This window comes from Microbacterium testaceum, from assembly GCF_001476285.1.
Classification (GTDB): Bacteria; Actinomycetota; Actinomycetes; order Actinomycetales; family Microbacteriaceae; genus Microbacterium; species Microbacterium testaceum_B.
Genome location: NZ_LDRU01000094.1, coordinates 1 through 24527, shown reverse-complemented (window position 1 = coordinate 24527; position 24527 = coordinate 1). Strand labels below are relative to the sequence as shown.

Sequence of the window (24527 nt, the reverse complement as noted above, 5' to 3'; positions counted from 1 at the left end):
TCCCGCCCCTCTCGCGTTCGCTCACTCCTCGACGACGCTGTCCGCGGCGCGCTGGACCGGGATCGCCTGCGTGATCGGGTGCAGGCCCGACAGGCGCGCGGGCGAGAGCTGCTTGGTGACTTCCTCGCGCGACATGAGCCCCGCCTCGACGACGAGGTCGGCGACGTTGCGGTGCGTGAGCAGCGCCGTCTTGGCCAGGGCCGCGGCCGCCGCGTAACCGATGAACGGCGTGAGGGCGGTGACGACGCCGACCGAGGAGCCGACCATCGCACCCAAGCGCTCGCGGTTCGCCGTGATGCCGTCGACGCAGTTGACGCGGAGCGTCCACATCGCCTGACGCATCCACGTGATCGACTGGTAGATCGAGTGCGCGATGACCGGCTCGAACGCGTTGAGCTGCAGCTGGCCGCCCTCGACCGCCATCGTCACGGTCATGTCGGCCCCGACCACCGAGAAGGCGACCTGGTTGACGACCTCGGGGATGACGGGGTTCACCTTGCCGGGCATGATGCTCGAGCCCGCTTGGCGCGGCGGGAGGTTGATCTCACCGAGGCCCGCCTGCGGACCGCTCGAGAGCAGGCGCAGGTCGTTGCAGATCTTCGACAGCTTGATCGCGTTGCGCTTCAGCGACGACGAGAACGACATGAAGGCGCCCGTGTCGCTCGTCGACTCGACGAGGTCGGTCGCGGTCTCGAGATCGAGGCCCGTGATCTCACGGAGGTGCCGGAGGACGGCCTTGCCGTAGCCGGCGTGGGCGGTGATGCCCGTGCCGATGGCCGTGGCCCCCATGTTGATCTCGTAGAGCAGGTAGGCGTTCTCGGTCAGGCGGCTGTAGTCCTCGCCGAGCGTCGTGGCGAAGCCGTGGAACTCCTGCCCCAGCGTCATCGGCACGGCATCCTGGAGCTGGGTGCGACCGACCTTGAGAACGTCGTGGAACTCGTCGGCCTTGGCGAGGAACGACTGGCGGAGGAGCGCGAGCTCCTCGAGCAGGCTCTTCAAGGTCAGGGCGAGCCCGATCTTGATCGCGGTCGGGTACACGTCGTTCGTCGACTGACTGCGGTTGGTGTCGTCGATCGGCGAGAGGAACGCGTAGTCGCCCTTCTCACGGCCCGCCATCTCGAGCGCGATGTTGGTGATGACCTCGTTCGCGTTCATGTTCGTCGAGGTGCCGGCACCGCCCTGGATGACGCCCACCGCGAACTCGTCGTGGAACTCGCCGTCGATCACCCGCTGCGCGGCGCGATCGATGAGGTCGGCCTTCGCCGGGTCGAGCACACCGATCTCGCGGTTGGCGCGGGCCGAGGCCTGCTTGACCATCGCGAGGGCGCGGACCAGGTCGGGGTACACCGAGATCGGCCGCTTGGCGATCGGGAAGTTCTCCAGCGCGCGGGCGGTGTGGATGCCCCAGTACGCGTCGAGGGGGATCTCGAGGGTTCCCAGGGAGTCGGTCTCGGTGCGGGTACGCGTCTTTGCGTCCAGAGTCATGTGTCGTCCTTGTGGGGTCACGTGAAAGGGGATGCCACGAGCCTAACCACCACGACCAGGAGCGCCCGTGGACACGGCGGCCTGTCGGCATCCTCGAACCGTCCGCGGTGTCGATTGCGGGGGCGGCGCTCGGCCGCGGCGGGCGAAGCGGTCGGCTCGGTGGACAGCGGTGGCAGGGCGCGGCGCTCGGCGATGCCCGCGCGGCGCGGCGGCGGGCGCGGCGCTCAGCGCTTGCGCGAGAAGGCCTCGAGCCGCCCCTCGGGCGTGAGAGCCGCCATCTCGTCGACCCACGCGGGGGTGAAGTACCCCGAGGTGTCGGCGTCGACCACCGGGACGACGGCGTGGGTGATCGTGTCGTCCCAGACGTGCACGAGGTGGAAGGACTGACCGGCGTCCATGCCGTTGACCTCGTCGGCCGGGCGGGCGAGATCCATCGTGTAGCAGGACGCGGCCGCGACGCTCACGGGCACGCCCGCGAACGTCCCCGACGTCGAGTAGTGCAGGTGCCCGGCGAGGATCGCACGGACGTCGCTGCCCGCGATCGCCGCCGCGAGTCGGGGTTGGTCGCGGAGCTCCAGGACGTCGAAGAAGGGAATGTGCGTCGGCAGGGGCGGGTGGTGCAGGGCGAGGATCGTGCCGAGGGGTGCGGGGGTCGCGAGCTCCTCGCGCAGCCACTCGAGCTGCGCGGCATCGAGATCGCCGTGGTGCCAGCCCGGCACGGTCGAGTCCAGCGCGATGATGCGGAGTCCGTCGAGGTCCCACACACCGGTGACGGGCTCGAGCGACGGCTCTCCGTCGAGGAGACCGGCGCGCAGCGCGGGGCGCTCATCGTGGTTTCCCGCGACCCAGATGACCGGCGCTCCGAGGCGCTCGGCCCACGGCTCGACCGCCGCGCGCAGCGCCCGATACGCCTCCGGCTCGCCGAGGTCGGTGAGGTCACCCGTGAACACGACGGCATCGGGACGGACGCCGGTGGCCTCGGCGGCATCCAGGGTCCGTCGCAGGTTCGCGGCGGTGTCGTACCGCTCGCCGAGCAGGCGATCACCGCCCAGCAGATGGGTGTCGCTGAGGTGGAGGATCACACGCCGCGCGGGCGCGTGCTGACCGAACTGCACGGATGCCATGGGCTCAGCCTAGAAGAGGCCTCCGACACGCGATCCGTGAGCGCACCGTCAGTGGTTGAAGAGGATCAGCAGCAGGGCACCGAGGACGGCCACCGCACACACCCCGAAACACAGGTACGCACCGACGAGCGCAAGGCGCTTCTGCCCGTCGCTGAGCGGATTGCGCGCCGCCGCCTTGGCCGCCGCCTTCTCGGCGCGGCGCCGCTGCTTGTCGGTGAGGACGGTGATGGCATCCGTGAACTCGACCGGCGCGACCAGGGGCGGGCGCCCGCCGCGCACGAGCAGGCGCAGCCCGAGGGCGTAGAAGGTCACGACGATCGAGGCGCCGATGATGGCGGCGACGAAGACGTGGAGGAAGGCTTCCCAGTCGATGGTCACGCGTCGTCCTTCCCTGAGCGCTCGAGGCGGCGTTGGCGACGCGTCGGGCCGGGCTTTCGCGGCACCTTGACGGCGGCGCCCGAGTCGGCGACCTCGCTCATCGCGTTGGCCGAGGTGACCGAGTCGCGGCGCGAGCGAAGGAAGAGGCCGAGGATGATCGCGACGGCGATCACCGCGTCGACCGCGACACCCCAGCCACCCAGCCACACCACGATGAGCGCGGCCGCGGCGCCCACGGCACCCGCGGCGGGGAGCGTCAGGACCCAGCCGATCATGATGCGGCCGACGGTGTTCCAGCGCACCGTCGATCCGCGACGTCCGAGGCCCGAGCCGATGACCGAGCCGGACGCGACCTGCGTGGTCGAGAGGGCGAAGCCGAGGGCACTGGATGCCAGGATGGTCGCCGCCGTCGACGTCTCGGCCGAGAAGCCCTGGGCTGGCTTGACGTCGGTCAGCCCCTTACCGAGGGTGCGGATGATGCGCCAGCCGCCCATGTACGTGCCGAGGGCGATCGTGATGGCGCACGCGAACACGACCCAGATGTGCGGATCGGGATCGGATGCCGACTGCCACCCCACGGTGATGAGCGCGAGCGTGATCACACCCATCGTCTTCTGCGCGTCGTTGGTGCCGTGCGCGAGCGCCACGAGCGATGACGTGAAGATCTGGCCCCAGCGGAAGCCGTCGCGACCGTCGGCCTTCGTGTCGTACCGCCGGGTGACGCCGTAGGCGATCTTCGTGACCGTGAAGGCGATGATGCCCGCCGTCAACGGCGCGATGAGGGCGGGGAGGATGACCTTGCTGAGCACGACGCCGGTGTCGATGGCCGAGACGCCGACGCCCACGAGGGTCGCGCCGATGAGGCCGCCGAACAGCGCGTGCGACGAGCTGGACGGCAAGCCCAGCAGCCACGTCAGCATGTTCCAGGTGATCGCGCCGATGAGCCCCGCGAAGATGATCGGCGGGAAGATCTCGGGCGAGAGTTGATCCTCGCGGATCATGCCTCCGGAGATGGTCTTGGCCACCTCGGTCGAGAGGAACGCTCCGACCAGGTTCAGACAGGCCGCGAGGAGCACGGCGACCTTCGGCTTCAGCGCACCGGTGGCGATGGGCGTGGCCATCGCGTTCGCGGTGTCGTGGAATCCGTTGGTGAAATCGAAGAACAGTGCCAGGCCGATGACCAGCACGATGACGAGGGCTGCGCTCTCCACCGTTCGCTTTCCGTGAGGAGGAAGAAGGGATGCCGACGGGATCGGCGCGACGAACGAAGAGTTCACCTGGAGTTCGACACCCGTTCACCGAGGTCGCGTGGAAATCATGTCACCGGCGACCACGACGGTCAAACCGGGTGGCCCGAGGCCGCGGCATCCGCAGGTTCTTCCCGGCTGGGGAACGCCCAGGCGCAGTGTCGGCACGGCCGACTACCGTAAAGGGGTGACCGATATCGACGTTTCGTCCGTTCCGCCCGTCGCCGCCCGTCGTCCCGTCCCCCGCTCGCACCATGGTGACACGTTCGACGATCCCTACGAGTGGCTGCGCGCGAAAGACGACGCCGAGGTCGTGGCGCACCTCGAGGCCGAGAACGCCTACACCGACGCACGCACCGCGCACCTGGCATCCCTCCGCGACGAGATCTTCGGCGAGATCAAGGGGCGCACGCTCGAAACCGACCTGTCCGTCCCCGTGCGCCGGGGCGACTGGTGGTACTACGGACGCACCGTGGCGGGCGCCCAGTACGGCATCCAGTGCCGCGCTCCCCTGACCTCGCCCGACGACTGGACCCCGCCGCAGCTCTCGCCCGACGAGCCCGTACCCGGCGAGCAGGTGCTCTTCGACGGCAACGTCGAGGCCGAGGGAACCGACTTCTTCTCGCTCGGCAGTTTCGAGATCTCGAACGACGGAACGCGCATGCTGTACGGCATCGACGTCGCGGGCGACGAGCGCTACACCGTGCGCGTGCGCGATCTGACGACGGGCGAGACGCTCCCCGACGAGATCCCCGGCACCTTCTCGGGGGCGACGTTCTCGCCCGACGGCCGTTTCATCGTGTACACCACCGTCGACGACGCGTGGCGCCCCGACACCGTCTGGCTGCACGAGATCGGCACGGCGGTGGATGCCGACGCGAAGCTGTTCCACGAGCCCGACGAGCGGTACTGGGTCGGCGCCGACTTCACGCGCAGCGACCGGTACCTCGTCATCGGCGTCGGCTCGTCGATCACCTCGGAGGACCGCCTGATCGACGCCGACGACCTGCGCGGCGAGGCCCGTGTCGTCTGGCCGCGGCGCGAGGGCGTCGAGTACTCGGTCGACCACGCGGTCGTCGACGGCGAGGACGTGCTCTACATCCTCCACAACGATGGAGCTCTCGATTTCGAGCTGGTCCGGGTCTCGGCATCCGATCCCAAGGGACCGCGCGAGATCGTGGTCCCGCATCGCGTGGGCCAGCGCCTGCTCGGTGTCGACACCTTCCGCGACTGGGGGGTCATCGCCTACCGGCGCGACGGTCTCGCCCGCCTCGGCCTGCTCTCGTACGCCGACGGAGCCGTCGACGAGATCGCGTTCGACGAACCGCTCTACAGCGTCGGAACCGGCGGCAACCCCGAGTGGGCACCGCCCGTCCTGCGGCTGGGCTACGGCTCGTTCGTGACCCCCGGCACCGTGTACGACTACGTCATCGCGACCAGCGAGCTGCTCCTACGCAAGCGGCAGCCGGTCCTCGGGGGCTTCGACCCCGCCGACTACGGGCAGGCTCGCGTCTGGGCACCTGCGGAGGACGGCACGCGAGTGCCCGTGTCGCTCGTCTGGAAGCGCTCGTTCGGCGAGCCCGGCTCGGCACCGCGACCGGTGCACCTCTACGGCTACGGCTCGTACGAGCACTCGATCGAGCCCGGCTTCTCGGTGCCGCGCCTGTCGCTGCTCGACCGTGGCGTGATCTTCGCGGTCGCGCACGTGCGCGGCGGCGGAGAGATGGGGCGCCAGTGGTACGAGGACGGCAAGCTCCTCGCCAAGCGCAACACGTTCACCGACTTCGTGGCCGCGGGGCGCCATCTGGTGTCCGAGGGGTACACGAGGCCCGACCGCATCGTCGCCGAGGGCGGCAGCGCCGGCGGTCTGCTCATGGGTGCCGTCGCGAACCTCGCGCCGGAGCTCTTCGCCGGGATCCTCGCCGACGTGCCGTTCGTGGATGCGCTGACCACGATCCTCGACCCGTCGCTCCCCCTCACGGTCATCGAGTGGGACGAGTGGGGCGACCCGCTGCACGACGCCGACGTGTACGCCTACATGAAGTCGTACTCGCCGTACGAGAACGTGCGCTCGGGGGTCGAGTACCCGCGGATCCTCGCCGTCACGTCGCTCAACGACACGCGCGTGCTGTACGTCGAGCCCGCGAAGTGGGTGCAACGCCTGCGCGAGGTCGGCGCCGACGCCCTGCTGAAGTGCGAGATGGTCGCCGGCCACGGCGGCGTCAGCGGCCGCTACAACGCGTGGCGCGAGCGCGCGTTCGAGCTGGCGTGGCTGCTGGACGTGCTGGGGCTCGCGGAGTAGGTCGACGGGCAGCCGCCGCGGCGGCTGGCGGGTTGTGTGTCCCACTTTTGTCGGTGCATGTCCCACTTATGGCTGGTTATCGACGTCTCAACCAGCCATAAGTGGGACAAGGGGTCACTGGCCGGGACGCCACCCCGCCCGGAGCAACGCGGCGCGCACGAGATCGACGGCGGCGGAACCGTCCCCGCGCAGGTGATGGCTCAGGACGCGCACATGATCCCAGCCCGCATCTCGGATCGCTGCCCAGCGGTCCGCGTCGCGAGCGAACTGCCGTGGATCCTCGGCATGCACCCGCCCGTCGTACTCGACGGCGACACGCCACAACTCGTAGGCGAGGTCGATCTCCGCGACGAAATCCCCGCGTGTCGAAAAGATGTCGATGTTGACGTTCGGTTCCGGCAATCCGTGGCGCACGAGGACCAGGCGCAGGCGGGTCTCGCGGGGTGACCTCACGCCCGGGCGAGCCAGATTCAGCGCCCGCCGCAAGATGCCGCCCCGGACATCTCCCATGAGAGTGATCTCGGCATCCAGGTCGGCGGCAGAGGCGAGCGGCTGACGGCCGGCCAGGAGTGCGTCAGCGCCCGCGACCAAGTCGTCGAGCGGCCAGAGTCGACCGCACTGCCGCCACGCGCGCACGGCGTTCTCGATAGGGATCCCCTCGGGTCCCGCTTCGATGGCAGGTTCCCGTGTCTGCAACCTGTGACCCACGACACCGCGGGTGCGAGGCTCGCGCGCGGGGCGATGCGCTGATACATGCAGCCGCGGCGTATACGGCCACTCGGGTGTACTCAGACCCCGGAGGACGAACACCGTTTCGTGGCTGAAGAACTGCCCCTCTCCGAGTCGGGGCGCGTACGCCCGGCACCGCTCGAGGATGCTGTCGTCGTCGCCGAGGGACCGCGAACGCACACCGTGGAAGGGGGTCACGAGATCGGAGGCGCGGAGGCGGGTCCTGCTCGCCCCCTTTCCGAGTGCTTCCGCGACGTGGAATCGATCGGGCAGACCGTCCGGTAGGGGGCTGCGTCGAGTCATGCTCCATATTCCCGGCCGTCGAGCCGCGCGGCGGCGTTCTCCACAGCCCGCTCGCCTGATCCGCTCTTGTGAAGGAGGCGCCCCTCTTAGGCCGAACCAAGCGTGTCCCACTTATTGCCGGTTGGAGGCGCACTGACCGACCACAAGTGGGACAGACACCGTCATAAGTGGGACGAGGGTCATAGGGACGCCGCGCGTGCCCGCTGCGCCTCCTCACGCTTACCCAACGCCGCACCTGCACACCGCAACGCACACCTAACGCGGCCCGCCACGCACACCTACCGCGGCGCGCATCCAGCACCAACGACGACGCCCCGCCCCGCGCGAAGCGGGACGGGGCGTCGAGACGGAAGGCTCAGCCGAACAGCGCCGCGGCCTCTTCGTAGCGGTAGAGCGGGACGCTGTTGAGCTCGCCGAGCGCGTCGGCGAAGGGCACGCGGACGATGTCGGTGCCGCGCATCGCGACCATCTGGCCCCAGGCCCCTTCGTGCAGGGCGTCGGCGGCGTGCAGGCCGAGGCGCGTCGCGAGCACGCGGTCGAACGCCGAGGGCGAGCCGCCGCGCTGGATGTGGCCGAGCACCGTCGAGCGGGTCTCGATTCCGGTGAGACGCTCGATCTCGGGGGCGAGCAGCTCGCCGATGCCGCCGAGGCGGGGACGGTTGAAGGCGTCGAGTCCCTTGTCGCTGAACGCCTCGTCCATGCCCTTGAGCTTGAAGCCCTCCGACACGACGACGAGCGGCGCGCGGCCGCGGTCGTGCGCGCGGGTGACCTGTTCGACGATCTCTTCGATCGACATCGGCACCTCGGGGATGCAGATCACGTGGGCGCCCGCCGCGATACCGGCGTGCAGCGCGATCCAGCCGACGTGGCGCCCCATGACCTCAGCCACCATGCACCGCTGGTGCGAGTCGCCGGTGGTGCGGAGGCGGTCCATGGCATCCGTCGCGATGTTGACGGCGGTGTCGAAACCGAACGAGTAGTCGGTCGCGCGCAGGTCGTTGTCGATCGTCTTCGGCACGCCGAGGACGTTGATGCCGTCCTTCGACAGGCGGTCGGCCGCGGCGAGGGTCCCCTCGCCACCGATGGCCAGGATGCCGTCGAGCCGGTGCCCGTACATCGTCTTGGAGATGTTCTCGGCACCGCCGCGCACGCCCTCGTACGGGTTGGTGCGGCTCGTGCCGAGGATCGTGCCGCCGACCTTGGACAGACCCTTCACCTCGTGACGGGTCAGCGGGAAGAAGTCGCCGTCGACCACGCCTCGCCATCCGTCACGGATACCGACGAACTCGATGTCGTAGTTGGTCGTGCCCTTCAGCACGACGCCACGGATGACCGCGTTGAGACCGGGGCAGTCGCCGCCGCTGGTCAGGATGCCGATCTTCATGGGCAGAGTCCTCTGGTGCTGTGGTTCGGGTGGAGGGAGGCGCCATTGCCGTCTTCGACCCTATCGCCGCGGGCGGGAACGGTGCCACACGGCGGTCCGGATGCCGACACCCCGACCCGACCGACCTGTTCGAGCCGGCCCAGGGCCAACGTCACGCGCGGGTCCAGGTGTCACCATCGCGAACCCACTCCTGCTCCGGCGCCGAGTGCTCGACCGGTGAGAACCAGAACGTCTCGTCGGGCCCCCACCCGGCAACGGTGCTCGCGCCGAGGTCACCGAGGTCGATGACCCGACCGGCCGTGGAGAGGTACCCGTTCACGCTCAGGTGCACCCCCGCGGCTTCACCGGCGACCGCGGCCCAGTCGGGCTGCACCCACATCCCCTCGCGCCCGGTCGCCCATCCCCACACATTGCGCCGGCTCGCGGTGACCGGGAACGGATGCCGCCGACACAGCGCCGCCCACGACTCGGGGCCGTCTATCTCGATGACATCACCGTCCGGTGCGGCGATGGGTCGAACGCGTGCGGAGGTCCACCCCCAGGAGTCTTCGACGAGCGTGAGACCGACCGGCCCCGCTGTCCCGCGCGCACGTGTGGAACGTGGAAGAGCGAACGAGGGCGTCAACCACCACGACCCCGAGAGACGGACGTCGCCGATCTGTCGGGCGAAGGAGGTCTCTTCTGCGACCTGCTCGTTTCGCCACTGGGCCGACAACTCTTCGGGCGACCTCGTCGAGGCGGGAGAGTTCTCCCAGCGCACCATCGCCTGCGTGTCTCGCTCGACCCCGCTCCCCCACCACTCGATCACGGGCGCTCCGGCGACCGCCGATGCGACCCGCTCGAGCACCGGCCGCAGGTCCTCGGTCGCCGCCAGGACGTCCTCGCCGAAGGGCGGCTGCCAGTACGTGGCGAGGTCGACAGCGAGAGACAGGGCCGTGAAAAGGAACGCCTCGCTGAGCTCGGGGATCGGGACCCGCGCCAGTGCGGCGGCGGCTTCGGCGGGTGACACCTCCGGTTCGGTGAACGACGCGGCGTCTCCCGCTATCGAGACCATCCTTCCCGAGTTCTCGTCGAGCGCCTGCGCGGCCCACGAAACGGCCCAGGCCGCATCGCGTGCCTCCGGCCCGTCGGGGACGAGCCGCAGAACTTCCAGACACAGCCGGCGTCCGCGTGGTCCCGCGAGCAGGGTGTCGATACTGAGGGTCATCCGCCGACCTTAGCGAGGGTGTCGGAGAGCGAGGCGGGCTTCGATGGACCCGCACGCGTGGTCAGCCGCGCGATTGCGGGCCACGCCGAACAAGCGAACGCCCCGGAGCCGAAACCCCGGGGCGTCCGTCGAAGCGGGATCAGGCCGCGCCGAGCGCCTGACGCAGCAGGTGCATGAGCGCCGACAGCTGAACCGAATCGCTCGAGCCGGGCTCGATCGCCTGGCCGTCGAGGGCGCGCGCCGCGAGGCCCTCCTTCGAATCGATGAGCTCGGCGATCTTCGTGTCGATCGTGTGGGCGGCGATGATGCGCCACGCGGTGACGGGCTCCTCCTGGCCGATGCGGTGCACGCGGTCGATCGCCTGCGTCTGCTCGGCGGCGGTCCACGACAGCTCGGCGAGCACCACGTTGGACGCTGCCTGCATGTTCAGGCCGACGCCGGCGGCGGTCAGCGAACACACCGCGATCCCGACATCGGGGTCGCTGTTGAACGCGTCGATCGCTGCCTGGCGCGCGGTCGAGGTCTGCTCGCCGCGCACCGACACCGCCTTCAACCCGGATGCCTTGAAGTGGGCCTCCGCGGCATCCATCACGTCGATGTGCTTGGCGAAGAACACGACCTTACCGACCGAGCGCTGCAGCTGCACGGCGTAGTCGGCCGCGAGGTGCGCCTTGGCCTGACCGATGCGGCGGACCATCGTGAAGACGTTCTCGCTGCCGGAGCCGGCGGCCTTGCTCTCTTCGAGTTCGCCGTGCGCCACGAGACGGACGATGTCGTCGTCGATCTCGCCGGGAGCGAGGCCCCGGTCACCGCGCGCCTCGAGGATGCGGCGGTACTTCGCCGCGAGGCGGGCCCCGAGTTCGCGCTCGGCCTGTCGGATCGAACGGCCGTACTCGTCGTCGAGCTCGACGGGGAGGTCCGCGACGAGCTTGTCGGGCAGGTCGGCGGCGACGTCCTTCTTCTTGCGCCGGACGATCCCCATCGAGATCACGGCCTCGCGCGCCTCGGGGTAGAACGCCTTGTCGGCGGGCGTCAGACCCGTGGCATCCAGTTTCTCCATCAGCTCGGGACCGGGCTTCTCGCCGTTGGTCCACCCGAGGAAGCGCCAGATCGCGTCGAAGTCCTCGACGTCGTTGATGAGCGGCGTACCGGTGAGGGCGAGCATCAGCGGGTCACGCGTCTGCTGACGGACACGGGATGCCAGGGCCAGGACGTTCTGCGAGCGCTGCGACGTGAGGTTCTTGATGAAGTGCGCTTCGTCGACCACGACGCCCTTGAGGCCGATCGACGACAGCCACGAAAGGTGCCGGTCGAGGATCTCGTAGTTGACGATGAAGACGTCGGCGAAGGCGTCGATGTCGGCGCCGCCGCCCGAGATGACGGTCGCCCGACGCTGGGGCGTCCAGCGCTGCACCTCGCGGGCCCAGTTCATCTTCACGACGTTGGGCACCACGACCAGCAGCGGGTACGCGTCGGCCACGGATGCCGCGAGCACCGACTCGGCGGTCTTGCCGAGGCCCGGCTCGTCGGCGAGCAGGAAGGAACGATGTCCCAGGCGCACGGCCTCGAGGAAGCGCGACTGGTGCGGCATGACCTCGAGCCCGCGGGGAGAGACGCGATCGAACTCGGGGACGGGCGGCAGGTCCATGCTGGCGGCCGACCCACCGGCGCCGGTCTCGAAGGCCTTGTAGAGCGGACCCATGAGCTCCCAGCCGTCGAGCCGGCGACGCGGGGCGTCACCGTTCGAGCGCGGGGTGAGGTCGGGCGCGAGGAAGGGATTGGCCATCTGGCGCGCCTCGATGGACGGCGGGATGACCTGCTTCTCGGCGAGAGCCGCGGGCACGACGGGCGCCACCTGGGGCGCGGTGTCGGTGATGATCAGCTCATCGGGCGGCAGCTCGGCACCGGACTCCAGCAGCCAGTCGCGGCGCATGCGTCGGGCGACGGGCGAGGTGGCCGCATCGACCTCGAGCAGCTGGATGAGCGAGGTGTCGCGCGCGGCGGTCTTCGCGAGAATCGTCGCGACCCCGTCGAGGCGCTTGAGCAGCTCGGCACGGGCTGCGTCGGTGATCTCGGTGTCGGCCTTGACGCGGGCGCGTTCCTCGCGGACGAGGAAGGCGATCACCTGGAACTTCACCCGGTTGGTCGGGCCGAGCTTGCCCCGCTGGGCCTTCGCTTCGACCTCGCGCACCTTGCGCGCCAGGATCGGGATGACGGGGGCTTCGTCGTCGCGTCGCGAGGACGTGGTCTTCCTGCGCCGCTGGCTCGAGCCTCGGGACGCGGTTGCCGTGGTCGGCATGCTCCTCCTGAGCGTGTCGTCCGGACACCTGTCCGGGACGTTCCGGCGCGAGGCCGGCGGATCGGTGACCCCGGGGAACGTCGCTCGGCACGCCGCCTGAGCGGCGGTACCGGCGACCCGCGACGCGTCTACACCGGAACGGCTCGCGAGACAGCGGGTGACGGGGTCCAGACCATTCTAGCGCCCGCAGCGGCCGTTCGCGTGAGCTGTACCGGCCGCGACCTGGTTTGGGGCGCGTTCTGCCGTTCGGGGCGCGAAATACTCCGCTCCGAACGGCAGAACACGCCCCGAACCCGGCAGGAGACCGGCCGCGACACGCCCTAGGACGCCCGTCGCAGCCGCAGGCTGTTCAGCACCACGAACACGCTCGAGAACGCCATCGCCGCTCCCGCGATCATCGGATTCAGGAGCCCCAGGGCGGCGAGCGGCAGCGCCGCGACGTTGTACGCGAACGCCCAGAACAGGTTGCCGCGAATGATCCGCATCGTGCGACGACTCAGCGCGACCGCCGTGACGATCCCGCGCGGATCGTCGCGCATCAGCGCGATGTCGCTCGCGTGGAGCGCGGCATCCGTCCCGCCGCCCATGGCGATCCCGAGATCCGCGGATGCCAGGGCGGCGGCGTCGTTGACCCCGTCACCCACCATGGCAACGGTGCGCCCCTCGGCCCGTAGAGCCGCGATCTCGTCGACCTTGCCCTCGGGGAGGACTCCGGCGCGGACACGCTCGATGCCGAGCTCCGCCGCCACGGACGCCGCGATGCGCGCGTTGTCGCCCGTCAGCAGCACGGGCTCGAGACCCATCTCGCGCAGACGGGCGATCGCCTCGGCGCTCTCGGCACGCACGGTGTCGGCGATCTCGATCACGGCGCGAGCACGGAGGGCGCCGCCGGCATCCGCCCACCCCACGACCACGACCGTGCCGCGCTCCTCGGCCGCGTCGACCGCCGCCTCCAACTCGGGGGTCAGCGCCCCTCCGCGTTCCACGATCCAGGCGGCACGCCCCGCGAAGACGCGGAGACCATCGACCGTGCCGATCACACCGCGTCCGGCGATCGCCTCGAGATCGGTCGCGGTCTGCCCCGCTCCCGCGGCCGCGACGATGGCCGCCGCCACCGGGTGCTCCGAGCCGCGTTCGACGGCGGCTGCGCGGGCGATCGCGTCCGTGGCATCCTCCCCCTCCGCGGCGACGACGTTCGCGACGCTCATCCGGCCGCTCGTCAGCGTGCCGGTCTTGTCGAGCACGATCGTGTCGATGCGCTCGGCGGATTCGAGGGCCTCGGGTCCGGTGACGAGGACGCCCAGCTGCGCCCCCCGCCCCGTGCCGACGAGGATCGCGATGGGAGTGGCGAGACCCAGCGCGCACGGGCAGGCGATGATGAGAACGGCCACGGCCGCCGTGAACCCGGCGGCGAGCGGCTGCCCCGCGATGATCCAGGCGACGAGAGTCAGCACGGCGAGCACGACGACGACCGGCACGAACACGCTCGAGATGCGATCGGCCAGACGCTGCACGCGACTCTTTCCGAGCTGCGCGTCCTCGACGAGTCGCGCGATGCGGGCGAGCCGTGTCTCTTCGCCGACCCCGGTCGCCCGGACCGTCAGTCGACCGCCCGCGGTGATCGTGCCACCGGTCACCGCCGATCCCACGGTCGCCTCGACGGGCATCGACTCACCGGTGAGCATGCTCTCGTCGACCGAGGCACGCCCGTCGACGACGACACCGTCGGTGGCGATCACCGCACCCGGGCGCACGACGAACACGTCACCCACGCGCAGCTCGTCGATCGGCACGCGGCGTCCGTCGACCAGCTCGGCCTCGCGCGCGCCGAGGTCGAGGAGGGAGCGCAGCGCAGCGCCCGCGCGGCGGGTCGAGCGCTGCTCGATGAAGCGCCCGAGCAGCAGGAGCACGGTCACCGCGGCGGCGACCTCGAAGTAGACGACCGCACTGGCGTCGTGCACCGGCCCGAAGAGCATCACCTCGTGACGGATGCCGATCCGCCCGGCGTTTCCGAAGACGAGCGCCCAGACGCTCCAGAGGTACGCCGCGAAGGTACCGAGAGTGATGAGGGTGTCCATCGTGGCGGCACCGTGGCGGGCGTTGCGCAGAGTCGCGCGGTGGAACGGCCACCCGCCCCACAGCACCACGGGCGTGGTCAACGCGAGCGAGACCCACTGCCAGCCGGGGAACTGCCACGCCGGCACCATGCCCAGCGCGACCACGGGGATCGCCATCGCCGCCGACGCGAGCAGACGCGTCCGCAGCGGTGTGGACCCGGGCGCGTCGGAGGTGTCGTGGACGTGGCCCCCGTGATCGGAGCCGTGGTCATGCGCGCCGTGGTCATGCGCGCCGCGGTCAGGCGCGCCGTGGCCATGCGCGCCGCGGTCGTGGACCGGACCAGCTACGTCGGCGCCGTGGGCATCGTGCGGGAGCGCGCCGGTGCCGTGGTCGGGTGCATCGAGGCTCTGCGCGGTCACGGCGTCGATCTCTCCGCCGGGCGCGGGCACCGGAACGGATGCCACGGGCTCGACGGTCGCGCGGGAGGCGGCCCGCGTCCGCACGGTGGCGTCGTACCCCGCGGCGCGCACGGCCTCGACGAGCGCCGTGGTGTCGAGCCCGGCCGGGTACTGCACCCGCGCCGTCTCCGTCGCGAGATTGACCGCCGCTCGCACTCCCTCGACGCGTCCGAGACGCTTCTCGACCCGCGCGACGCAGCTCGCACAGGTCATGCCCTCGATGTCGAGCACCGCCTCCGCGACATCGGTGCCCGACGTCGCGGCATCCCTCGATCCGTCCATGGTTCCTCCCGGGGTTCTCACCCACACAACAGGATACCCCCTGGGGGTATTCCGGGATCGGGACGAAAATCGGACGCCCCCGCGGCGCGCGACCCTACGCTGGACGGATGAGCGACACGATGACGAAGCAGCAACGGGTCGTTCTGACGATCGCGGTGCTCGCATCGTTCGTGTCGTTCCTCGACGGCACCGTCGTCAACGTCGCCCTCCCCGCGATCGCCCGCGACCTCGGCGGTGGGCTGAGCACCCAGCAGTGGGTCGTGGACGCGTACCTCGTGACCCTCGGCGCGTTCATCCTGGTCGCCGGTTCGCTCAGCGACGTCCTGGGGCGTGTGGTCGTCCTGCGGATCGGCCTGATCGGGTTCGGGATCACCTCCGTCGCGATCGCGGCCGCACCGACCGCCGAGTTCCTCATCGTCGCGCGCGCCCTGCAGGGGGTCGCCGGCGCTCTCCTCGTGCCGAGTTCTCTCGCGCTCATCACCTCGACGTTCCGCGGCACCGCGCAAGCCCGGGCGATCGGCATCTGGACCGGTGCAACGACGATCGCGATGCTCGCGGGTCCGCTCGTGGGCGGTCTCTTCGTCGACACGCTGTCGTGGCGGCTGGTGTTCCTCGTGAACGTGCTGCCGATCGCGGTCACACTGTGGTTGCTCCTTCGTCTCGGTCACGCCGACCACCGGCGCCCGGACGCACGCGTCGACATCCTCGGCGCGGTGCTCTGCGCCGCAGGCCTGGGCGGGATCGTCTTCGCGCTCATCGAGCAGCCGAACCTCGGGTGGTCCTCCCCCGTGATCTGGATGCCGGGCGCCCTCGGCATCCTGTCGTTCTCGGGGTTCCTCGTGCGCCAGCGCTTCGCTCGACAGCCGATGATGCCGCTGGGCCTGTTCCGCTCCCGCAATTTCTGGGCGGGGAACCTCGCGACAGTCTTCGTGTACGCCGCCCTGTCGCTCAACGGCTTCGTCGTCAGCGTCTACCTGCAGCAGGGGGCGGGGCTGCCCGCGACGCTCGCCGGTCTCGCGTCCCTCCCGAGCACGCTTCTGATGATCCTGCTGAGCTCACGGATGGGTGCCCTCGCCGGGAAGTACGGCCCGCGTCTCTTCATGACGTTCGGGCCGCTCGTGATGGCGGCCGGAGCCCTCCTGCTGCTGAACGTGCGCACGGACTTCGACTATTGGACGCAGGTGCTTCCGGGCATCGTCGTGTTCGGTCTCGGTCTCACCGCGACCGTGTCACCGCTCACCGCCGCGGTCCTCGGCGCGATCGAGACCGAGCGCTCCGGTATCGCCTCCGCGGTGAACAACGCCGTGTCGCGCGTCGCGGGATTGCTCGCGATCGCCGCGGTCTCGGCCGTCGTCGGCGGCTCGCTCGACCTCGACGGATTCCACCGGGCCGCGGTGTTCACCGCCGTGCTGATGCTGCTCGGGGCCGCGTCGTCGTTTCTCGGCATCCGGAATCACCTGTCGCGTCGCGACTGACGCGCCTGCGCCCGCGCGGCCCGCCCGCGCCCGCGTTCCCGCGTCAGCGCAGGATCGCCCGCGTGCGCTCCACGTCGTCGGCCATCTGCACCAGCAGGGCGTCGATGCCGTCGAACGCGACCATCCCGCGGACGCGCTCCACGAAGCGCACCTCGACGTGATGGCCGTAGAGGTCGAGGCCTGTCTCGTCGAGGACGTACGCCTCGACCTGGCGCGCATGCACGTCGTCGAAGGTGGGATTGGTGCCGACGCTGATGGCGGCGGGATAGCTGATGCGGCGTCCGCCCTCGACGTCGACGAGCCACCCGGCGTAGACGCCGTCGGCGGGGACGAACCCCTCGAGGTCGGGTGAGAGGTTCGCCGTCGGGTAGCCGAGTTCGCGTCCGCGCTTGAGCCCGTGCACGACCTCGCCCCAGACGGAGGGGGCACGGCCGAGCAGGCGCGCGGCCGTCGTGACGTCGCCCGCCGAGAGGGCCTCACGAATCCACGTCGACGACACGCGCCGATCGGCGTGCACCGCGCGCACATCGTCGACCACGTCGACGCGGAAGCCGTGCTCCGCTCCCATGCGGGTCAGGAGGTCGGGGTCGCCCGCACCGCCCGCGCCGAAGCGGAAGTCGCGCCCGACGAGCACCGTCCGCGCCTGCAGGGCGTCGACGATCACGCGGCGCGCGAACTCCTCGGCGGGGATCGCGGCGAGGGCTTCGTCGAAGGTCAGCAGGAGCGTGGCATCCACTCCGGCCCGGTCGAGCAGATCGAGCTTCTGGTGCGGGCCGATCACGTCCGGCGGGCAGCGGTCGGGCCGAAGCACGCTGAGCGGATTGCGGTCGAACGTCACCGCGACGACCTTCGCGCCGTCGGAGGCGTCGACGCGGGCGCGGTCGATCACCGCGCGGTGACCGGTGTGCACGCCGTCGAACTTGCCGATCGCGACGACCGACGGTCCGAAATCCGCGGGGACCTCGGCCGCGTCGCGGAAGACGATCACGACGCCGTCCGGCGGTGGCGCATCAGCCACCAGAGCCCGAGGAAGGGCAGGACGAGCGGAATGAAGAGGTATCCGTAGCCGTAGACCGACCACACGGTCGGATGCTGGAACAGCGCGGGGTCGACGAGGCTCAGCGTGCCCACGACGAGCACGCCGACGAGTTCGAAGCCGATCGCGATCCACGCCACGCGGTACCACGCCGGCCGCGCCGAGAAGATGAGCGCGAGCGTCGCGAGGATGTACACGACCGCCGCAAGGGCCGACAGTGAGTACGCCAGCGGGGCGTCATCGAACTCGCGCACGATCTGTACGAAAGAACGGCCGGTGGCGGCGAGCGCCATGATGCCGTAGACGACGACGAGGACACGGCCGATGCCGGTCATCCCCCGGGTGCGGGTGGGAGTGGTGGATGCCATGACTCAACGATTCTAGTTGGCGCGCGCGGTCGCCGCCCGGCGCGGCCTCCGCCGGACACGGCGACACCGGACACTCGGTGGCTTCGACGAGCTCCGCCACCTCGACGCAGGTCCCTGAGTCTGTCGAAGGGACCGGGACCGGCGCGCAGCCGCTCGCCACGGGATCCACCCCTCAGGCCAGCTGCACCGTCCAGATCACGTACATGCGCCAGACCATCACGGCGACCGCCAGGGCGGCAACCCCCATGATCACGGTGCTCCACCTGCTGCGTTCGATGAGCGCCCACGCGGCGCCCGCAACCGGCACGAGGGCGGCCGAGACGAGGTACGTCCAGAACTCGAGCAGGCTGCCGGAGGGCGGATTCCCCGCGAACGGCGCGATGATCGCGACCACGATCTGCACGATGAGCAGCAGTTCGATGAGGGCGAGCGAGCCGACGGTGACGTCTCCCGGGCGGCGGCCGATGAGCCCCGCGACGATCGCGACGATCCCGGCGAGGACGGCGATACCCACCTGCGCGAGCGTGAACCACAGGATCATCGGGCGACCTCCTCGGGCATGTTCATGACGCTCTTCAGCTGCGCGCCCCGCTTCTCCACGATGCCGACGAGCCGCCCGTCGGGGTCGATCGCCGCGGCCACGGCCCCGGTGAGGCGACCGCCGCCGTCGATGCGCTTACCGTGACGCAGGTCGCGGGCCTCTTCTTCGCCGACGGCGATCGCGCCCACGACGACCGAGGCGGCCGTGGCCGGGTTGACGAGCCGCTCCTCGGCGATGTCGTCGACGGATGCCGCAGCGGCGACGTCGAACGCGCCGATGCGCGTGCGGCGCAACATGGTGAGGTGCCCACCCACGCCGAGGGCTCGGCCGAGGTCGCGGGCGAGAGCGCGGATGTAGGTGCCGCTCGTACAGTCGACGACGACGTCGAGCTCGACGGCCCCCTCGCCCCGGCGAACGGCATGGACGTCGAAGCGCGACACGGTCACGCGACGCGCCTTCAGCTCGACCTCCTCCCCCGCGCGAGCGAGGTCGTAGGCACGGCGCCCCGCCACCTTGATCGCCGACACGGTGCTCGGCACCTGCTCGATGTCGCCGGTGAGGTCGGCGATGCCCGCGGCGATGGCGTCGTCGGTGACGGCCGTGGCGTCCGTCCGTGACGTCTCGACCCCGTCGGCGTCGTCGCTGTCGGTCGAGACGCCCAGCAGGATCGTCGCCTCGTACGTCTTGTCGGCGCCGACGATGTACGTCAGCAGCCGGGTCGCACCCTCGACACCGAGCACGAGCAGCCCCGTCGCCATGGGGTCGAGGGTGCCGGCGTGCCCGATCTTGCGCGTGCCGAGCGCGCGTCGGGCGCGCGACACGACGTCATGGCTGGTGATGCCCCCGGGTTTGTCGACCAGGAGGATGCCGGGACGCACCATCAGCAGAAGTCCCCGAAGACCTGCACGGGGTGCGCGGGGTCGGAGTTCTCGACGATCGCCGAGGCGGCCGCCTTCGGCCGCGCGGTCGCGAGGTAGTGCTTCTCGGCGTCGGGGAGCTCGGGGCGCGGCGAGCCGATCGGCGGGTTGCTCTCGAGCCACACCGAGTAGTTCCACAGTCCCCGGCGCTCGGGCGCGTGGAGGAAACGTCCGTCGACCACGAGGACGGCGTCGCCCTCGCTCGCGCGGAAGGGCGCGACGATGCTCTCGCGGACGTCGGGCTCGGAGTCCCCGACGCTCGCACGCTCGACGGATGTGCCGTCTTCGCCGAGCACCGCGGCGAACCCGTCGGCGAAAGCCCGCGTCTGGTCGGCATCCAGTCCGTCGACGGCCACCACGACGCGGCCCGCGCGGGCGTTCTGCCGCATCAGGTCGCGCAGGCTCCGCTGCAGAGTCTGGACGGGATTCTCGGGCGACGACATGCTCCCAGCCTACTTTCGACCACCGACACCGATCCGCCCGGCCGCCGGGATCGCACGCATAAACGCGATCCGCGCACAGAAACGCGCTCTCCTCGTGTTTCTGTGCGTGGATGCCGTTTATGCGTACCGACCGAGACGCACGCGCGCCCGTAGGCTGGACGGATGCCAGGACTCGCCGCCCCGCTCATCGCGTGGTACCGCGACGCGGCGCGCGACCTCCCCTGGCGCCGCGAAGGGTTCGGCGCGTGGGGCACCCTCGTCAGCGAGTTCATGCTGCAGCAGACACCGGTGAACCGCGTCATCCCGCACCTCGAGGCGTGGCTCGAGCGGTGGCCCACGCCGTCCGATCTCGCCGCCTCCCCGCCCGCGGAAGCGGTGACCCGGTGGGCGAACCTCGGCTACCCCCGGCGCGCACTGTGGCTGCACCGCGCGGCCGTCGAGATCCGCGATCGCCATGACGGCGTCGTTCCGCGCGACGTCGACGCGCTCCTCGCGCTGACCGGAATCGGCGATTACACCGCGCGCGCAGTCGCGGTCTTCGCCTACGGCGATCGGCATCCGGTCGTCGACACCAACACCCGGCGTGTGCTCGCCCGCGCCGTCGAAGGTCGCGCGCAACCGGGCCCGCCGCACCGGCGCGATCTCGAACGCATGGATGCCGAACTCCCCGCCGACATCGCGGAAGCGGCGATCGTGAACGCCGCCGCGATGGAGCTCGGGGCGATCATCTGCACGGCCCGATCGCCGAAGTGCGATGCCTGCCCGCTGGCCGCGCAGTGCGCGTGGCGCGCGGCCGGCTACCCCGCGTCCGAGGACCGCCGCCGTAAGCAGGCCACCTACGAGGGCAGCGACCGGCAGGCGCGCGGAGCGGTGCTCAAGACCCTGCGGGAGGCGGCGCCGACTCCCGTGCCGCTGTTCGCGGTGCTGCCCGACTGGCCGGACGCGACCCAACGCGACCGCGCGATCGACTCGCTGATCTCGGACGGTCTCGTCGAGGCCGAGGACGACCTGCTCCACCTGCCGCGCTGACGTCCGGCCGCGCTGACGTCCGGCCGCTCTGCCCGAATGTCCGACCACAGCCGCGGGGGCAGGGCCGCGGCCCCGCTGTACCGTCGCGCGGAGTCCGTCGCCGACACGCCGTGACCGGGCCCCGCCCCGCGGCGTGTCGTCTCCCGACTCCGCCTGACGGCACGGCACGGCACGGCACGGCATGGCACGGCCCTGCACGGCCCGGCGACTCAGGATGCCGTCGACGGAACCTCCGCCGGCGCCCGCCGGCGGTCGGGACCCAGCTCGGCTGCCAGGCGCGCGGGACGGAACTGCCCCAGCACCACCAGGACGGCGATGACGACGGCGAAGACACCCCACATGACCACGCCGAGGGGCGACATCACCATCAACGGGGGCGTGGGCGCGCCCGCGGCGAGGAAGAGCGCGACCATTCCCGCCGAGGCGTTGAAGGCCCCGTGCGCGAACACCGCCGGCCACACCGATGCGGTGCGCAGACGCGTCCACCCGAGCAGGACCCCGAACAACACGCAGCCGACGATCATCAGCAGCACGCCGAAGGCGTTCGGCTCGGCGAAGTTGTAGCCCAGCAGGATCAGCGGCGCGTGCCACAGTCCCCAGAACGCCCCCGAGACCAGAAGCGCGGGCCAGGTTCCGAGCGGGCGAAGGGCGGGCAGCAGCCAGCCGCGCCAGCCGAGTTCCTCGCCGAAGGCCAGCGGGGCGTTGAACAGCGCCCCGAGCGGGATCATCGCCAGCTGCACCACGACCAGCACGCCCATCGGCGGGAGGGGCGTCCCCGCCGGGACCGCTTCCTGGAGCGTCTGGGCGAAGCCCGAGAAGCCCACCAGATCGAGAGTCAGGATGCCGGTCACCGACATCACGAAGAGCCCGAGCGCCACGAGGACGGGAGCGGCGAAGATGACCGCGACGCACATCCAGATCGTCCGTGCCGCCGGACGCAGCGGCCACATGCCGAGTTCGCGCAGGACCACGCGCGCCCCTCGGCGCCCGCGGGTGCGCCGCTGCACGAGAAGGGCAGCGACCGTTGCCAGCGCGGGAGTGAACATCATCGCCGCCGCGACCAGCCCGAAGAAAAGATCGTGAAGCCCCCGCCCTCCCAGCCAGAGGGGAAGGGCGACCAGCCAGGACAGAACCAGCGAGGTCACCGCGAACACGGCGATCGCCGGCCAATCGGGTCGAGTCTGTACGTGCATACCTCGACGGTAGGACGAGGGCTCTCCTGACACCTCCCCCGTGAGACGGAGGTCACCCCTCGAACGACGACGGCCGGATGCCACCCCCTCGGGGTGTGACATCCGGCCCTCGTCTCAGCCGGTTCAGGCCCGGTCGTCGCGGACTTCCTCGCCCTGCGCGTCCTCGTCCTCGTCGTCGTCGAGGTCGTCATGCTCGCGCGGCTTCACGTACGGGTCGGCGTCCCCGGCGTAGCTGGCGGAGGCCGCGAGACCCGCGACCGACTCGTCACGCTCGCGCGCCTCGCGCAACAGCGCGGAGATGTGGTCGGCGTTCTCGGGGATCGCGTCGAGGATGAACTCGAGCGTCGGGGTGAGTCGCGTGTTGAGGTTCTTGCCGACCTCGCTGCGCAGCATGCCGGTCGCCGACTTCAGCGCCGCCGCGGTGTCGTTGCGGTGCGCCTCGTCGCCCATGACGGTGTAGAACACCGACGCGTGCTGGAGGTCGCCCGTGACGCGCACGTCGGTGATCGTCACGAATCCGAGCCGCGGATCGCGCAGCCCCTTCTCGAGGCGCTCCGCGAGCACCACGCGGATGCGGTCGGCCACCCGGGCCTGTCGTTCCCCTGCCACGTCCTTCTCCTTCTTTCCCTGTACCGCCGCGAGTCGAGCGCCCCGCGGCTCATCCGCCGGGTGGGCCTCCCGCGGAGGGAGCCGCACCCAGCGTAGGCCGGAGGGGGTGTGTGCTTCCCCGAGCATCGGGGTAGGGGCCCCGCTCTGCTCGGGGAAGCACACACCCCCCGCAGGCCGAAGCGGGAGCCGCGCCCGAAGACGCGACGCCCGCCCAGCGAATCAGCCTCGCGGCTTCTCGACGAGTTCCGTCGTTTCGATCTCGTCGCCCACCTGGATGTCGTTGAACTTGCCCAGACCGATACCGGCCTCGAAGTCCGTGCGCACCTCGGTGACGTCGTCCTTGAAGCGACGCAGCGACTCGATCTGCAGACCGTCGGCCAGCACGACGCCGTCGCGGATGACGCGAGCCTTGGCGTTTCGCGTGATCGTTCCCGACCGCACGATGACACCGGCGATGTTGCCGAACTTCGAGGAGCGGAACACCTCGCGGATCTCGGCGACACCCGACTGCACCTCTTCGAACTCCGGCTTGAGCAGGCCCTTGAGCGACTGCTCGACGTCGTCGATCGCGTTGTAGATGACGGAGTAGAACCGCACGTCGACACCCTCGCGGGCGGCACGCTCACGGGCCTTCGTGTCGGGACGGACGTTGAAGCCGATCACGATCGCGTTGTCGATCGTGGCCAGGTTGATGTCCGACTCGGTGATCGCACCCACACCGCGGTGGATGATGCGCAGCTGGACGCTGTCGTCGACCTCGATCTTGAGCAGCGACTCTTCGAGGGCCTCGACGGCACCCGATACGTCACCCTTGATGATGAGGTTGAGCGACTCGACCTTGCCCTCTTCGAGAGCGCGGGTGAAGTCCTCGAGCGAAATGCGCTTGCGGGCCTTGGCCAGCTGGGCGTTGCGCTCGGCGGCTTCGCGCTTCTCGGCGATCTGGCGCGCGGTGCGGTCTTCCTCGGTGACGATGAAGACGTCGCCGGCGCGCGGAACCGAGTTGAGACCCTGCACCTGCACGGGACGCGACGGGTAGGCCTCTTCGACCGCTTCGCCGTTCTCGTCCATCATCGCGCGGACGCGGCCATAGGCCGTACCGGCGACGATCGCGTCACCGACGCGCAGCGTTCCGGACTGGATGAGCACCGTGGCGACCGAACCGCGACCCTTGTCGAGCTTCGCTTCGATCGCGACACCGCGAGCCGCCTTGTTCGGGTTGGCCGTGAGGTCGAGCCCGGCGTCGGCGGTCAGCAGCACGGCGTCCAGGAGCTCCTGGATGTTCGTGCCCTGTCGGGCCGACACGTCGACGAACATGACGTCGCCGCCGTACTCCTCGGCGACCAGGCCGTACTCGGTGAGCTGCTGGCGCACCTTGGCGGGGTTGGCATCCGGCTTGTCGACCTTGTTGACCGCGACCACGATCGGCACGTTCGCCGCCTGGGCGTGGTTCAGCGCCTCGACCGTCTGGGGCATGATGCCGTCGTCGGCGGCGACCACGAGGATCGCGATGTCGGTCACCTGCGCACCACGGGCACGCATGGCGGTGAACGCCTCGTGACCCGGGGTGTCGATGAAGGTGATCGCGCGCTCGATGCCCTCGTGCTCGGTCCAGATCTGGTACGCACCGATGTGCTGCGTGATGCCGCCGGCCTCGCCCGCG

Annotated in this window: 20 protein-coding genes; 3 read left to right on the top strand and 17 right to left on the bottom strand. The window is 70.5% G+C overall.

Going from position 1 to position 24527, the window contains the following annotated elements; translation table 11 throughout:
- Positions 1-21 precede the first annotated feature (21 nt).
- From NS283_RS15235 to NS283_RS15220, 4 genes are all read right to left on the bottom strand, one after another.
- Positions 22-1485 (bottom strand): aspartate ammonia-lyase, encoded by a 1464-nt coding sequence (locus tag NS283_RS15235; RefSeq protein WP_058597706.1) that lies wholly within the window; start codon positions 1483-1485, stop codon positions 22-24.
- A gap of 224 nt (positions 1486-1709) precedes the next feature.
- Positions 1710-2609, bottom strand: coding sequence for a phosphodiesterase (locus tag NS283_RS15230; RefSeq protein ID WP_058597705.1), 900 nt, complete (start codon positions 2607-2609; stop codon positions 1710-1712).
- Positions 2610-2657: 48 nt separating this feature from the next.
- Positions 2658-2987 carry a hypothetical protein gene (locus NS283_RS15225; RefSeq protein ID WP_058597704.1) on the bottom strand — a complete coding sequence of 110 codons (330 nt, stop codon included), beginning with the start codon at positions 2985-2987 and terminating at the stop codon, positions 2658-2660.
- Positions 2984-4198: an inorganic phosphate transporter gene (locus tag NS283_RS15220; protein WP_058597707.1), complete on the bottom strand. Its 1215-nt coding sequence runs from the start codon at positions 4196-4198 to the stop codon at positions 2984-2986. Before NS283_RS15220 ends, NS283_RS15225 begins: the two co-directional genes overlap by 4 nt.
- 223 nt (positions 4199-4421) lie before the next feature.
- Here NS283_RS15220 and NS283_RS15215 point away from each other — a divergent pair, with 223 nt between their 5' ends.
- On the top strand, positions 4422-6536 hold the full coding sequence (locus NS283_RS15215) for a S9 family peptidase (RefSeq protein ID WP_058597703.1): 2115 nt from the start codon (positions 4422-4424) through the stop codon (positions 6534-6536).
- A 114-nt stretch (positions 6537-6650) separates the two neighbouring features.
- On the opposite strand, the gene NS283_RS15210 is transcribed toward NS283_RS15215, so the two are convergent.
- The 5 genes from NS283_RS15210 to NS283_RS15185 form a co-directional block, all read right to left on the bottom strand.
- Complete coding sequence (locus NS283_RS15210) at positions 6651-7172, bottom strand: hypothetical protein (protein ID WP_058597702.1); 522 nt, start codon at positions 7170-7172, stop codon at positions 6651-6653.
- A gap of 751 nt (positions 7173-7923) precedes the next feature.
- The gene (locus NS283_RS15200) at positions 7924-8952 is read right to left on the bottom strand and encodes a 6-phosphofructokinase (protein ID WP_058597700.1); all 1029 of its coding nucleotides are present in this window, start codon (positions 8950-8952) and stop codon (positions 7924-7926) included.
- A 151-nt stretch (positions 8953-9103) separates the two neighbouring features.
- The gene (locus NS283_RS15195) at positions 9104-10159 is read right to left on the bottom strand and encodes a hypothetical protein (RefSeq protein WP_058597699.1); all 1056 of its coding nucleotides are present in this window, start codon (positions 10157-10159) and stop codon (positions 9104-9106) included.
- Positions 10160-10298: 139 nt separating this feature from the next.
- Positions 10299-12458, bottom strand: coding sequence for a DEAD/DEAH box helicase (locus NS283_RS15190; protein WP_058597698.1), 2160 nt, complete (start codon positions 12456-12458; stop codon positions 10299-10301).
- A 320-nt stretch (positions 12459-12778) separates the two neighbouring features.
- A complete protein-coding gene (locus NS283_RS15185; RefSeq protein ID WP_058597697.1) occupies positions 12779-15256 on the bottom strand; it encodes a heavy metal translocating P-type ATPase in 2478 nt (825 codons plus the stop codon).
- Positions 15257-15363: 107 nt separating this feature from the next.
- Between NS283_RS15185 and NS283_RS15180 the strand changes: the two genes are divergently transcribed.
- Positions 15364-16731: an MFS transporter gene (locus NS283_RS15180; protein ID WP_058597696.1), complete on the top strand. Its 1368-nt coding sequence runs from the start codon at positions 15364-15366 to the stop codon at positions 16729-16731.
- A 43-nt stretch (positions 16732-16774) separates the two neighbouring features.
- On the opposite strand, the gene NS283_RS15175 is transcribed toward NS283_RS15180, so the two are convergent.
- The 5 genes from NS283_RS15175 to NS283_RS15155 all read right to left on the bottom strand — a co-directional run bounded on the left by NS283_RS15175 (position 16775) and on the right by NS283_RS15155 (position 20036).
- A complete protein-coding gene (locus NS283_RS15175) occupies positions 16775-17719 on the bottom strand; it encodes a bifunctional riboflavin kinase/FAD synthetase (RefSeq protein ID WP_058597695.1) in 945 nt (314 codons plus the stop codon).
- On the bottom strand, positions 17716-18135 hold the full coding sequence (locus tag NS283_RS15170; RefSeq protein WP_058597694.1) for a hypothetical protein: 420 nt from the start codon (positions 18133-18135) through the stop codon (positions 17716-17718). The genes NS283_RS15175 and NS283_RS15170 overlap by 4 nt, the downstream gene beginning before the upstream one ends.
- Positions 18136-18307: 172 nt before the next feature.
- Complete coding sequence (locus tag NS283_RS15165) at positions 18308-18676, bottom strand: hypothetical protein (protein WP_058597693.1); 369 nt, start codon at positions 18674-18676, stop codon at positions 18308-18310.
- Complete coding sequence (gene truB / locus NS283_RS15160; RefSeq protein WP_058597692.1) at positions 18673-19557, bottom strand: tRNA pseudouridine(55) synthase TruB; 885 nt, start codon at positions 19555-19557, stop codon at positions 18673-18675. The genes NS283_RS15165 and truB overlap by 4 nt, the downstream gene beginning before the upstream one ends.
- On the bottom strand, positions 19557-20036 hold the full coding sequence (locus NS283_RS15155) for a hypothetical protein (RefSeq protein ID WP_058597691.1): 480 nt from the start codon (positions 20034-20036) through the stop codon (positions 19557-19559). Before NS283_RS15155 ends, truB begins: the two co-directional genes overlap by 1 nt.
- 162 nt (positions 20037-20198) lie before the next feature.
- Here NS283_RS15155 and NS283_RS15150 point away from each other — a divergent pair, with 162 nt between their 5' ends.
- On the top strand, positions 20199-21065 hold the full coding sequence (locus NS283_RS15150) for an A/G-specific adenine glycosylase (RefSeq protein ID WP_058597690.1): 867 nt from the start codon (positions 20199-20201) through the stop codon (positions 21063-21065).
- Between the two features lie 209 nt (positions 21066-21274).
- On the opposite strand, the gene NS283_RS15145 is transcribed toward NS283_RS15150, so the two are convergent.
- The 3 genes from NS283_RS15145 to infB form a co-directional block, all read right to left on the bottom strand.
- A complete protein-coding gene (locus NS283_RS15145; RefSeq protein WP_058597689.1) occupies positions 21275-22258 on the bottom strand; it encodes a CPBP family intramembrane glutamic endopeptidase in 984 nt (327 codons plus the stop codon).
- Between the two features lie 123 nt (positions 22259-22381).
- Positions 22382-22867 (bottom strand): 30S ribosome-binding factor RbfA, encoded by a 486-nt coding sequence (gene rbfA / locus NS283_RS15140; protein WP_058597688.1) that lies wholly within the window; start codon positions 22865-22867, stop codon positions 22382-22384.
- A 219-nt stretch (positions 22868-23086) separates the two neighbouring features.
- Positions 23087-24527: translation initiation factor IF-2 (infB, locus tag NS283_RS15135; RefSeq protein ID WP_081317454.1), on the bottom strand; the 1441-nt coding region annotated here is incomplete at its 5' end.